Origin of the sequence: Streptomyces sp. ALB3 (genome assembly GCF_044385685.1) — a bacterium.
Lineage (GTDB): Bacteria > Actinomycetota > Actinomycetes > Streptomycetales > Streptomycetaceae > Streptomyces.
In genome coordinates this window covers 606,377-618,973 of sequence record NZ_JBISCE010000027.1, presented here as the reverse complement: position 1 = coordinate 618,973, position 12,597 = coordinate 606,377, and the positions used below count along the sequence as shown (strand labels likewise).

At 70.8% G+C, this 12,597-nt stretch carries 8 protein-coding genes; 7 read left to right on the top strand and 1 reads right to left on the bottom strand.

Annotated features, from left to right (window positions below):
• Positions 1-67 precede the first annotated feature (67 nt).
• Entirely contained in the window at positions 68-1,126 is a 1,059-nt protein-coding gene (locus tag ACHFIV_RS17930) for a LacI family DNA-binding transcriptional regulator (RefSeq protein ID WP_398969612.1), read from the bottom strand.
• Between the two features lie 214 nt (positions 1,127-1,340).
• On the opposite strand from ACHFIV_RS17930, the gene ACHFIV_RS17925 reads away from it, so the two are divergent.
• The 7 genes from ACHFIV_RS17925 to ACHFIV_RS17895 all read left to right on the top strand — a co-directional run bounded on the left by ACHFIV_RS17925 (position 1,341) and on the right by ACHFIV_RS17895 (position 12,471).
• Entirely contained in the window at positions 1,341-2,585 is a 1,245-nt protein-coding gene (locus tag ACHFIV_RS17925) for an extracellular solute-binding protein (protein ID WP_398969609.1), read from the top strand.
• A gap of 2 nt (positions 2,586-2,587) precedes the next feature.
• On the top strand, positions 2,588-3,517 hold the full coding sequence (locus ACHFIV_RS17920) for a carbohydrate ABC transporter permease (RefSeq protein ID WP_398969606.1): 930 nt from the start codon (positions 2,588-2,590) through the stop codon (positions 3,515-3,517).
• Between the two features lie 4 nt (positions 3,518-3,521).
• Complete coding sequence (locus ACHFIV_RS17915; RefSeq protein ID WP_398969603.1) at positions 3,522-4,421, top strand: carbohydrate ABC transporter permease; 900 nt, start codon at positions 3,522-3,524, stop codon at positions 4,419-4,421.
• 52 nt (positions 4,422-4,473) lie between these two features.
• Positions 4,474-6,876, top strand: coding sequence for a beta-xylosidase/alpha-l-arabinosidase (locus tag ACHFIV_RS17910; protein ID WP_398969600.1), 2,403 nt, complete (start codon positions 4,474-4,476; stop codon positions 6,874-6,876).
• 142 nt (positions 6,877-7,018) lie between these two features.
• Positions 7,019-8,122, top strand: coding sequence for an endo-1,4-beta-xylanase (locus ACHFIV_RS17905; protein ID WP_398969597.1), 1,104 nt, complete (start codon positions 7,019-7,021; stop codon positions 8,120-8,122).
• 84 nt (positions 8,123-8,206) lie between these two features.
• On the top strand, positions 8,207-12,040 hold the full coding sequence (locus tag ACHFIV_RS17900) for a glycosyl hydrolase 115 family protein (protein ID WP_398969594.1): 3,834 nt from the start codon (positions 8,207-8,209) through the stop codon (positions 12,038-12,040).
• A gap of 26 nt (positions 12,041-12,066) precedes the next feature.
• Positions 12,067-12,471, top strand: a complete 405-nt coding sequence (locus ACHFIV_RS17895) for a hypothetical protein (protein ID WP_398969591.1) — start codon at positions 12,067-12,069, stop codon at positions 12,469-12,471.
• Positions 12,472-12,597: the final 126 nt, after the last annotated feature.

The window sequence follows — 12,597 nt, the reverse complement described above, 5'->3', positions numbered from 1 at the left end:
GGGCCTCCCCGAACCCACCGAGGCGCCCGGGCACCCGGCACGGCCGGCAGTGGGGCACGAGCCCTTCTCAGCTCGCCGGCGGAGCCGTGCTGCTGCGGACCACCAGGCTCGTGGCCAGGTCGACCCGGGTCGTCGCGGGCTGCCTGCCGCGTCCCAGGTCCAGGACGAGACGGGCAGCGGTCTCGGCCATCTCTATCAGGGGCTGGCGCACCGTGGTGAGCGGCGGCCCGATCCAGCGGGTGAGGGGCAGGTCGTCGAAGCCCACCACGCTGAGGTCCTCGGGAATCCGCAGCCCCAGCTCGCGCGCGGCCTCGTAGACGCCGAGGGCCTGCAGGTCGTTCCCGGCGAAGATTGCCGTGGGCGGTTCTGGCAGGCGCAGCAGTTCCAGGGCCGCGGTGTAGCCGTCCTCGTGGTTGAACTCGCCCTCGCGGACCAGCTCGGGGTCCATCGGCACACCGGAGGTCTCCAGGGCGGCTCGGTAGCCGTCAAGGCGGGCGCGGCTGCACATCATGCGCGTGGGCCCGCCGATGACGCCGATCCGCCGGTGGCCCAGACCCGTCAGATGGCGGGTCGCAGCCAGGCCGCCCTGCCAGTTGGCCGCCCCCACCGAGGGGATGTCGTCCCCGGGGTCGCCCGCCGGATCGACGACGACGAACGGGATGGAGCGGCTGGTCAGTTGGGCGCGCTGCGCCGCGTCGAGGTCGGAGAGCACCAGGATCACTCCGGCCGGGCGGCGCGCCAGCACGCCGTCCACCCAGGTCTGGCCGGGGGTGAGCCGGCCGGCGCTCTCCGAGAGGACCAGGCTCAGCCCCTCCTCCCTCGCGACGTTCTCGACCCCCCGGACGACCTCCATCGCCCAGGCGCTGTCCAGCTCGTGGAAGACCAGGTCGATCAGCTGGGACTGCTGGGAGGCGCCGCGCCTGCGGCGGTAACCGTGCTTCAGCAGCAGCTCCTCCACCCTCGTGCGCGTACCGGGGGCGACGTCGGCGCGGCCGTTCAGCACTTTCGAAACTGTCGGAGCCGAGACTCCGGCCGCTCGGGCGATCTCTGCCAGCGTGGCGGTGCTCTCCGACGACTCGTCGGCGGACGCCTTCTCCTGTTGGGGCTGGACCTTTGCAGGGCTCATGCATGAATCGTAGCTCCCTCGCCGTCCCGCATACGCGTCCGGGCGAGGTTCGTAAATCCTTGCTCCCGCCCTCTTGACTGGCCCGAAACGCGACCGTACGGTTCCGGCAACATTCGAAAGGCAAGCCGAAACATTCGACAGAGGTGCGGTCATGCGGTCGGGGATATTCGCTCAGGGCACACGTACGACGAGATGGGCCGCAGCAGGTGCGGCGATGGCCATGGCGGGGCTGCTGGCCGGCTGCGGATCCGGAGGCGGTGGCAGTGACAGCGGAACCATCACCGCCTATGTCTACGGCGACGACGCCGTCAAGGTTCAGCAGGCCGCGGTCGACACGTTCAACAAGACCTCGAAGGTCAAGGTGAAGCTGGTGTCGGTGCCCGGCACCGACTACGTGAACAAGCTGCGCAGCGCCATGGGTTCGCCCAGCGCTCCGGACGTCTTCTTCAACTGGGGCGGCGGCTCCATCAAGCCGTACGTCGACTCCAAGGACCTGGTCGACCTGACGTCCACGGTCAAGAACGACGCGACCCTCAAGGACGGCTTCCTCCCCTCGGTGATGACGGCCGGCAGCCTCGAGGGGAAGATCTACGGGGTGCCGATGCGCGGCATGCAGCCCGTGATGCTCTTCTACAACAAGACGCTGTTCGCCGAGCACAAGATCGAGCCGCCGAAGACCTGGGAAGACCTCCAGGCCGCCATCAAGACCTTCAAGGCCGCCGGCATCACCCCCTTCGCGCTCGGCGGCGCCGACAAGTGGCCCGAGCTGATGTGGATGGAGTACCTGCTGGACCGGATCGGCGGCCCCGAGGTCTTCAAGAAGATCCAGGACGGCGACACCGCGGGCTGGGGCGACCCCGCCGTGCTCAAGACGGCCCAGACCGTCAAGGAGCTGATCGACGACGGAGCCTTCGGCAAGAACTTCAACTCGGTCGACTACGGCAACGGCGGCGCGCCGACCCTGCTCAACAAGGGCAAGGCTGCGATGCACCTCATGGGCTCGTGGGAGTACTCGACGCAGCTCGGCAAGGCCCCCGAGTTCGCCGAGAAGCACCTCGGCTGGACGGGCTTCCCGACGGTCGCCGGCGGCGTCGGTGACCCGGCCAACGTGGTGGGCAACCCCACCAACTACTGGTCGGTCAACGCCCGGACCAAGCACAAGGAGGCCGCCATCGACTTCCTGAAGGCGATGGCCTCCAAGAGCTACGCACAGGCCCTCGTCGACAACGGCGACGTCCCCACCACGTCCAACGCCGCAGCCATGCTGAGCGGTTCACCCAACCCGGAGTTCGCCACCGACCAGTACGAAATGGTGCAGAAGGCCCCGAGCTTCACCCTCTCGTGGGACCAGGCACTCGAAGCCCAGTACGCCACCCCGCTGCTCACGGAGATCAGCAAGCTGTTCGCCGGCAAGACCACTCCTGAGCAGTTCGTCGCAGCAATGAAGGCCGCAAAGTAACGATGTCCCACCACACTCCGGTCGCGAAGAGGCACGGAGACAGGAAGGCGGCCGTCGGAAACGTCGGCCGCCCCCCGGTCGCCTGGGCGGTCCCCGGCATCCTCTTCTTCGCCGTCTTCGCGATCGTCCCCCTGGCGATCGCCGTCTACCTCTCCTTCTGTGAATGGGACGGGCTCGACTCCCCGACCCTGACCGGCCTGGACAACTGGTCCAGGCTCTTCAAGGACTCGGAGTTCGGCCAGGCCGCCTGGCTCAGCCTCCTGCTCACCACGATCAGCTGGGTCTTCCAGACCCCGGTGGCACTGCTGCTGGGTGTCTGGGCGGCCGGGCGGCAGCGCAGCCGCGCGTTCCTGTCGGCGATCTTCTTCATCCCGCTGCTGCTCTCCACCACCGCGATCGCGATGCTCTTCCACGCCCTGCTGGACCCCAACTTCGGTGTCATCCAGACGATCGGGCCCTGGCTCGGCATCGATCCCAACGTCATGGGCTCGTCCACCGGCGCCCTGCTGGTGGTGGCCTTCGTCGGCGGCTGGCAGTTCATGCCCTTCCACACACTGATCTACCAGGGCGGTGCCCGGCAGATCCCGGAGGTCCTCTACCAGGCCGCCTCCATCGACGGCGCGGGCATGCTGCGGCAGTTCTTCCACATCACCCTGCCGCAGCTGCGGCACACGATGACGACCTCGTCGGTCCTGATGATCGTCGGCTCGCTGACGTACTTCGACACCGTGCTCATCATGACCAAGGGCGGTCCCGGAACGGACACGACGATCCTGCCCTACCTGATGTACCGCACCGGTTTCCAGACGTACGACCTCGGCTACGCGGCCGCCATCGCCACCGCACTCGTCGTCGTGGCCACCAGTATCTCGCTGATCATGGTCCGCCTCAGTGGCTTCGGGTCCATGCGGTCAACCCGGGAAGGTATGTGACGAGATGTCGACCGACACCCGCCCCGCTGCCCCGCAGCACCGCGCGGCACCCGCTCCACCGCGTCCCGGCCGTACGGCCCGCCGGCGCAGGCCCCTGGGCAACCCGGTGGCCGGCATCGGCTCGCTGATCTGGCTCCTCATCGTCCTGGTCCCGCTCTACACGCTGGTCTCCGCCTCGCTGATGCGCCAGGACGAGGCGCTGAACGGGGACCCGCTGGCCGTCCCCACGGACCCCACACTCGACAACTACAACACCGTGCTGGACAGCGGGTTCCTCACGCTGATCGGGAACACCGCCATCGTCGCCGTGGCCACGGTCGCCCTCGTGCTGGTGCTCTCCGTGCCGGTGGCGTACGTGGCGGTACGCACCCGCAGCCGCCTCTCGTCACTCGCCTTCCGTACCTTCCTGCTCGGCGTGGCGATACCGGCGCAGGCGGTGATCGTCCCCCTCTACCTGATGATCGGCAAGATGGGGCTGTACGACACCCTCTGGGCGATCATCCTGCCGACCGCCGCCTTCGCCATGCCCGTCGCCGTCCTCGTCCTCAGCGGGACGATGCGCGACGTCTCGGAGGAGATGTACGAGGCGATGTCCCTCGACGGCGCCTCGCCCATCCGCATGCTGTGGCAGCTGGCGGTGCCGCTGTCCAGGGCCGGGATCAGCACGGTGGCGATCTTCTCCGCCCTGCAGGCGTGGAACGGCTTCCTCTTCCCGCTGATCCTGACCCAGTCGGAGGAACAGCGGGTACTGACGCTGGGGCTGTTCAACTTCATGAGCCAGTTCGGAGTGAACATCCCCGCGGTACTGGCAGCGATCGTCCTCTCCGTCATACCCATCTTCGCCGTGTACCTCGTGGCCCGGCGGGCGCTGATCAACGGACTGATGGGGGTGGGCGGCAAATAGCACACCGACGCCGCCCCGGACCACCGCACTCATGAGAGGAACCCCTGCCCCCATGGCAATCCACCCTGCTCCGCAGGCCCGCCAGGCCGACCCGCCCCACCCCGTCGACGGCCCGTGGCGCGACCCTTCGCTCAGCCCCGAGGTGAGGGTGGCCGACCTGGCGGCCCGGATGACGCTCGAGGAGAAGACCGCCCAGCTGTACGGGATCTGGGTGGGCGCCGACGCGGAGGGCGACGGAGTCGCACCGCACCAGAACGACATGGTCGACCCGGTCGACTTCGAGGACATCACCACGCGCGGACTGGGCCAGCTCACCCGGCCGTTCGGCACCGCGCCGGTCGATCCGGGCGTCGGCGCGGTCTCGCTGGCGACGGCCCAGGCCAGGATCGCCGAGGCGAGCCGGTTCGGGATTCCGGCGCTCGCCCACGAGGAGTGCCTGGCCGGCTTCACCGCCTGGGGGGCGACCGCCTATCCGGTGCCGCTCGCCTGGGGCGCGGCCTGGGACCCCGAGCTGGTCGCCGAGATGGCGCACCGGATAGGCAGCGACATGCGGTCCGTCGGTGTCCACCAGGGTCTCGCCCCGGTCCTGGACGTGGTGCGGGACCTTCGCTGGGGCCGTGTCGAGGAGACCATCGGCGAGGACCCCTACCTGGTCGCGACCATCGGCACGGCATACGTCCGGGGGCTGGAGTCCTCCGGCATCGTCGCCACGCTCAAGCACTTCGCGGGCTACTCCGCGTCGGCCGGCGCCCGCAACCTCGCACCGGTCCGGGCCGGTGCCCGGGAGATGGCCGACGTGATCCTGCCGCCGTTCGAGATGGCGGTCCGTGAGGGCGGGGCCCGCTCGGTGATGCACTCGTACGCCGAGATCGACGGTGTCCCGACCGCCGCGGACCCGGAGCTGCTCACCGAACTCCTCAGGGACACCTGGGGATTCACCGGCACGGTCGTCGCCGACTACTTCGGCATCGGCTTCCTGGAGACCCTGCACAGGGTGGCGGCGGGCCGCGGGGACGCCGCCCGCCTCGCCCTCACGGCGGGTGTGGACGTGGAGCTGCCCACCGTGCGCAGCTACGGCGACGCGCTCGTGGCCGCCGTCCGCGACGGACTCGTCGCCGAGGAACTGGTGGACCGCGCCCTCCGCCGCGTGCTGCTGCAGAAGTGCGAGCTCGGTCTGCTCGACCCGGACCGGCAGGCCCTGCCCGCCGTACTCACGGGGACGGACCCCGAGCAGGCGCGCGGCACGGTGGACCTCGATCCGCCGCGGAACCGGGCCCTGGCCCGGCTGCTCGCCGAGCGGTCCTGTGTCCTGCTGGCCAATCCAGAGGCCGCGCTCCCCCTGAGCGGTACGGGACGGATCGCGGTCGTGGGACCCCGCGCCGACGACCCGCTGGCCATGCTCGGCTGCTACTCCTTCCCGAGTCACGTCGGGGTCCAGCACCCCGAGGCGCCGATGGGCATCGCCGTGCCGACACTGCTGGAGTCGCTGCGCGAGGAGTTCCCCCACGCCGCGATCGACCACGCGCAGGGCTGCGACGTGGACGGTACGGACGCCGCCGGGATCGAGGAGGCCGCCCGCCTGGCCTCAGGGGCGGAGGTCTGTGTCGCCGTCCTGGGCGACCGGGCCGGGCTGTTCGGCCGGGGCACCTCCGGCGAGGGCTGCGACGCGGCGGACCTGGCTCTGCCCGGACTCCAGGGAGAGCTCCTGGACGCGCTGCTCGCGACCGGCACCCCGGTCGTCCTGGTGCTGCTGACGGGACGCGCGTACGCGCTCGGCGGGCGGGCGGACCGGCTGGCCGGCTGTGTGCAGGCGTTCTTCCCCGGAGAGGAGGGCGGTCCGGCGCTCGCCGGGGTGCTCTCGGGGCGGGTCAACCCCTCCGGACGCCTGCCCCTCGGCGTGCCCGGCGAACCCGGCGGCCAGCCGTGGACCTATCTGCAGCCGCCGCTGGGCCGGGCCAACGGGGTCAGCAACCTGGACCCGACCCCCCTCTACCCCTTCGGCCACGGACTGTCCTACACCTCGTTCGCCTGGGAGGCCGGTGCCGAGGTGCCGGCCGAGCTCTCCACCGACCAGGAGACCGACCTCTCGGTCACGGTCCGCAACACCGGCGACCGCGAGGGGGCCGAAGTGGTCCAGCTCTACGTCCACGACCCGGTCGCCCAGACCACACGCCCCGAGGCGCGGCTGATCGGCTACGCCCGGGTGCCGCTCGCCGCGGGGGAGTCCCGGAGGGTCAGTTTCCGGTTCCATCCGGACCTGGTGTCGTTCACGGGCGTCGGCGGGCACCGGATCGTCGAGCCCGGCGACCTGGAGCTGCGTTTCGCCACCTCCAGCGACCCGGACGACGTCAAGCACGCCGTACGGCTGCGTCTCACCGGTCCCCAGCGCACCGTCGATCACCGGCGCCGTCTCGTCTGCGCCACGTCGGTGGACTCGCTGATCGCACAGAAGTGACGTGCGGGGGCGTCAGCCCCCGCACACCTGCCCCGCCCCGCACCCCATGGGGTGCGGGGCGGATCCGAAAGTTTCGACGGTCACTCCGGCGCGCCCGGCCGACGGTCAGCCGGCCACGCGCCCCTTCGGAAAGGTACCTGTCATGCTCAAGGCAACTCGATCGATCGCGGTCGGCTCCGCGGCCGCCGTGCTCCTGGTCTCCGCCTTCACCCTCTCCAGCGCTTCCGCCGCCACCGACGACACCGGCCGGCACGGCGGACCGGGCCACAGTGCGAACCGGCAGACGCTCGGCGCCCTCGGCCAGAAGGCCGGACTGCGCATCGGGACGGCCGTGAACGCCACCGCCCTGACCGAGGACGCCCCCTACCGGGCCAAGGTCGCGGGAGAGTTCTCCTCCGTCACCGCGGAGAACGCCATGAAGTGGGAAGCGGTCGAGCCGCAGCGCGGCACGTACGACTGGGCCGCCGCCGACGAACTCGTCGACTTCGCCGAGGAGAACAGGCAGCTGGTCCGCGGGCACACGCTGGTATGGCACAGCCAGCTGCCCGCCTGGCTCAACGACGGCGACTTCACCGCCGAGGAGCTGAGGGACATTCTGCGCCGGCACATCACGGAGCAGGTCACGCACTTCAAGGGCGAGATCTGGCAGTGGGACGTCGTGAACGAGGCCTTCAACGAGGACGGCACGCTCAGGGACAGCATCTGGCTCCGGAAGCTCGGCCCCGGCTACATCGCGGACGCCTTCCGCTGGGCCCACCGGGCAGACCCCAAGGCCCGCCTGTTCATCAACGACTACAACATCGAAGGCGTCAACGCGAAGAGCACGGCCCTGTACGAGCTGGTCACACAGCTGCGCAAGCAGCGTGTGCCGGTCCACGGCGTTGGCATCCAGGGCCACCTGGGCGTCCAGTACAGCGCACCGCACGACATCGCCGACAACATGCTGCGCTTCGACCGTCTCGGCCTGGAGACCGCGATCACCGAGGCCGACGTCCGCATCCCCATGCCGGCCGACAGCACCGAGCTGGAGGCGCAGGCGGAGGGCTACGGCGTCCTGCTGCGCGGCTGTCTCCTCACCCCTGGCTGCAACGACTTCACGGTGTGGGGCTTCACCGACACCTACTCCTGGGTCCCGGACACCTTCCCCGGCCAGGGCGCGGCCAACATCTTCGACGAGAGCTACGCGCCCAAGCCCGCCTACAGCACCCTGCGCCAGACCCTGGCGCTCGCCGCGGGCAGGCGCTGACTTCCGTCGCCACCCCCGGTGCGGAAGAGGTGAGGGAATGACGGCGGACCTCCGGACCGTCACCGGAGTGCGCATCACTCCGCGATGGCCGGGGCCGCGCGCGAGACGCCCGTGCCGCTCGCCACCGACACGCGCGTCGTCGCCTTCGGCCACCTGGCGCCCGCCGTCGAGCGCGCTGCGGTCCAGGTCGTGCCGTCGGACCACCACCACCGGGGCGGCCCGCACCGATCCAGGCTCCTTTCCGGAATCTGCGACAGCTTCGGCATGGGGCTGTCGACGCACTCCGACGCGCACCCGGGCGTCAGCCTCGCGGCGGTGACCCACCTGGCGGCCGCCACGCCGAACCTCGCCTACGCGTGCGACACCCGCCGGCCGTGGAAGACCGAGGGGATCGTGGTCCCCGGCGCGCTCACCTTCGCCGACGGTGCGGTGCGGGTTCCCCGCGGCCCCGGGCCCGGGGCCGAACTGGACCGGGACGCCCTCGCCGCCTGCACGAGCAGTACATCGCGCGTGCGGGCGGCGCAACCGGGACGACACCGGCCACATGAAGCGGATCGATCCCTCCTCCGAGAAGAAGCCCCACTGGTGACGACCGGAGCGGGCCGGAACCCCACCGGCCGTCCCGGTCACGAACGCACACCGAGGACAGAGACCGCAGGGCCGGTCCCCGGCCACTGCCAGGGGCTCACGCCCGTCCCATGTGACATGTGTCTGAACAGATGGAGCGACATGGACAAGCACACCAGCCGCAGGTCGGTCCTCGGGGCCGGTCTCGGGATCACGGCACTGGCGGCGACGCCTCTCGGATCGCTGACGGGGCTGGCGGGAGGGGCCGCCGCCGCGCAGGCAGGCCCAGGAGGCCCCCCGGCGGCCCGGCCCACCGATCCCGGCGCCTACATCTCCTTCAGCTCCCGGCCCGGCGCCTTCCCTCTCGTCAGGGCCGGCCGGGCGGCTCCGATCGTGGTCAGCGACAAGGACCACGACGGAGTCGTCCGGGTGGCCGGTGACCTCCAGGCCGACATCGAACGCGTCACCGGCGTCCGCCCCCCGCTCGCCCGGAACTCGGCACCCCCCGGCCGCGCGATCGTCCTGATCGGCACCATCGGCCGCAGTCCGCTGATCGACGGCCTGATCGCCGCCGGCCGGCTCGAGGTCACGGACGTCGAGGGAAGGTGGGAGACCAGCCTGCAGACCGTGGTCGAGGACCCGCTGCCCGGCGTCGACCGCGCCTTCGTCATCGCCGGCAGCGACCAGCGCGGCACGATATTCGGCGCGTACGACGTCTCCCGGGGCATCGGTGTCTCGCCCTGGTACTGGTGGGACGACGTCGCCCCCGTCCACCGCGACGCGCTGTACGTCCTGCCCGGCCGGCACAGCCAGGGCACCCCCGCCGTGAAGTACCGCGGGTTCTTCGTCAACGACGAGAACCCGGCGCTCGGCACCTGGGCGCCCGCCTTCTTCGGTCCCGGCAAGGCACCCGGCTTCGAGGGCGGGTTCAACGCCGCCTTCTACTCCAGGATCTTCGAGGTGATGCTGCGCCTCAAGGCGAACTACCTCTGGCCGGCGGTCTGGGGGCGTGCGTTCGCCGAGGACGACCCGGAGAACCACGCCACCGCGAAGGCGTACGGCGTGGTCATGGGCACCTCGCACGAGGCGCCCATGATGCGGGGCATCGAGGAGTGGAACAGGCACGCCGTCCCCGCGGTGCGCGACAGCGCGGGAAACATCACCGAACCGGGCCACGACCCCTACGGCGGTACAGGTGAGTGGTCCTTCCGCCGCAACGCCGACGCGATCAAGGCGTACTGGCGCGAGGGCATCCGCCGCATGGCGGACGAGGAGTTCGAGGGAGTCGTCACCCTCGGCATGCGCGGCAACGGCGACGTCAGCCTGCCCGACGGTGACGGCATCGAGCTGATGACCGAGATCATCGCCACCCAGCGCGAGATCCTGGCCGACGAACTGGGTGCCGCGGACGGCGTCCCGCAGGTGTGGACCCTCTACAAGGAGGTCCAGCACTACTGGGACCGGGGACTGCGCGTGCCGGACGACATCACCGTCGTGCTCACCGACGACAACTGGGCCAACGTGCGCAAACTGCCGGACCTGGACAAGGACGCCCGGAGCGGCGGGTACGGCCTCTACTACCACTTCGACTACGTCGGGGTGGGACGGAACTACAAGTGGGTCGACACCGCCTCCCTCCCCAACCTGTGGGACCAGCTCCACCAGAGCGCGGCCTACGGCAACCATGGGCTGTGGGTCACCAACGTGGGCGACCTCAAGGGCAACGAACTGCCCACCCAGTTCTTCCTGGAGTACGCCTGGGATCCGGGCCGCTGGCCCCTGGAGGCACTCGCGGAGTGGGAGGAGCGCTACGCCGCGCAGAACTTCGGCGAGCGGCAGGCCGGGGACGTCGCCGAAGTCCTGCGGACGTACGCGCGGCTGCAGTCCCGCCGCAAGCCCGAGCTGCTCAACCGGAAGATCACCCTCGACCCGGCCAAGGATCCGGCCACGGACTCCTCGGCGGTCGTCTACGACGACCGGGCCACACCCTTCAGCATCGTCGACTACCGCGAGCTGGAGCGGGTCACCGAGGACTGGCAGCGCCTGGACGCCGCCGCGGAACGGGTCAGGCGGCGCCTGCCCGCGTCCGCCCAGGACGCCTGGTACGAGCTCGTCGGCTACGCGGTCCGGGCCACGGCCAACCTGTACGCCCTGCGGGAGGCGGAGTTCACCAACCTGCACTACGCGCCCCAGGGCCGCGCCCTGACCAACCAGCTCGCGGCCACCGCTGAGGCGGCACTGGCCGAGGACTTCGCCCTGGCGCGGCGCTTCAACACCGAGATCGCCGGCGGCAAGTGGAAGGGCTTCCAGACACAGCCGCACATCGGGTACGGCGATGTGGACCGCTACGGGCCCAACGCCCCCTGGCAGCAGCCGGAGCTGGACAACGTGGCGATCGCGGACGAGATCTTCCCGGCGGTGCGGCGCATCGAACTCCCGCGCGAGGCCGACATGGGCGTGGCCGTCGACGGCTCGTCCGGCTGGTGGCCGGCGTCCGGCGAGGGCGGAGCCGAGGCCGTCCTGCCGGTGTTCAGTCCGTACCAGAGCCAGCCCGCGCAGTATGTCGAGGTGTTCAACCGGGGGACCGAGCCCTTCGACTTCCGGATCCGTACGGGCGCCTCCTGGCTGGTCGCCGACCGGACGCGCGGGCGGGTGGAGGCCCAGACCCGGGTCACCTTCCGCGTCGACTGGTCCCGCGCGCCGAAGGGCGTCACCGAAGTGCCCGTCACCGTCTCGGGTCCCGGGGGCAGCCAGGTCGTGGTCACGGCCGTGGTCGACCGCCCGCGCCCGGACCGGGCGGAGCTCAGGGGTTTCGTCGAGGCCAACGGATACGTCTCCATCGAGGCCGACCACTTCCACCGGGCGGTCGGCCGGGACGGCATCACCTGGCGGCGTGTCCCTGACATCGGCCGCACCGGATCGGGCATGGAGCCCTTCCCGGTCACGGCGGCGCGGCAGACACCGGGGGGCCGGGGGCCCAGGCTGGAGTACCGGGTGAGCCTGTTCACCACCGGGCCGGTCACCGTCTGGGCATATCTGTCGCCCCGGAACAACGCCCTGGCGACCGACGGGCTGACGTATGCCGTCTCCTTCGACGACGACGAGCCGCAGACCGTCGACATCACCGAGGTCACGGGGGCCGACGACGGCACCATGAACACCCAGTGGGCCCGTAACACCTCCGACAACGTCAACCGCACCGCCACCGTGCACCGGATCGGCCGGGCGGGCGCGCACGTGCTCAGATTCTGGATGGTCGACCCCACCGTGGTACTCCAGAACCTCGTGGTGGACACCGGCGGTCTCAAGCCCAGCTATCTGGGCCCGCCGGAGAGTCTCCGGCTGAGCTGACCGGAGCGGGACGAGGAGGCGGCAGGATGGGTACCGAGATCCGGGACACCGAGGGGCGCGGCGCGACGCTAAAGGTGACCCCGGGGACCGCCGAAGGGCCCCTCCGGGTCGGGCTCCGGGTCGAGGGGGCATCGGTACACGCCTCCTGGTCCTGCTCCCCGGCCGCGGCCAGGGAGCTGGCCGCGGCCCTCGTCGCAGCGGCCGCCGAAGCCGAGAACGCGCGATCGGCGGAGCCCGTCACGGTCAAGGCGCGCGAGCTGCTGCGCGGTGACGTGCGGGACGGGGACCGCCTCATGACGGTGGAGGCCGTCAGGACGGACGGGGCGAACGTCCAGGTCACCTGGACATCGGGCGGCGGGCGCAGCTGGAGCCAGGTGTACGAGGCGGACGCCGGCATCCCCCTGAGGCGCAGGCTGCGGCCCGGGACATGAGGGAGCCGTGCGCGTGGGTCGTATTTCGACGATCGCCGTAGTACGGTGATTTTCGTAGTACGGTGAACGTCGTATGAAGCGACGGCCCGGCGTGCCCGGGCCGTCACACCGCCCGCCCCGAGGAAC

Bases quoted from the DNA above. Each gene is read 5' to 3' on its own strand.
- ACHFIV_RS17900 (WP_398969594.1), top strand. From the start codon at position 8,207: ATGGCCGGGGCCGCGCGCGAGACGCCCGTGCCGCTCGCCACCGACACG.
- ACHFIV_RS17925 (WP_398969609.1), top strand. From the start codon at position 1,341: ATGGCCATGGCGGGGCTGCTGGCCGGCTGCGGATCCGGAGGCGGTGGC.
- ACHFIV_RS17895 (WP_398969591.1), top strand. From the start codon at position 12,067: ATGGGTACCGAGATCCGGGACACCGAGGGGCGCGGCGCGACGCTAAAG.
- ACHFIV_RS17920 (WP_398969606.1), top strand. From the start codon at position 2,588: ATGTCCCACCACACTCCGGTCGCGAAGAGGCACGGAGACAGGAAGGCG.
- ACHFIV_RS17915 (WP_398969603.1), top strand. From the start codon at position 3,522: ATGTCGACCGACACCCGCCCCGCTGCCCCGCAGCACCGCGCGGCACCC.
- ACHFIV_RS17905 (WP_398969597.1), top strand. From the start codon at position 7,019: ATGCTCAAGGCAACTCGATCGATCGCGGTCGGCTCCGCGGCCGCCGTG.
- ACHFIV_RS17910 (WP_398969600.1), top strand. From the start codon at position 4,474: ATGGCAATCCACCCTGCTCCGCAGGCCCGCCAGGCCGACCCGCCCCAC.
- ACHFIV_RS17930 (WP_398969612.1), bottom strand. From the start codon at position 1,126: ATGAGCCCTGCAAAGGTCCAGCCCCAACAGGAGAAGGCGTCCGCCGAC.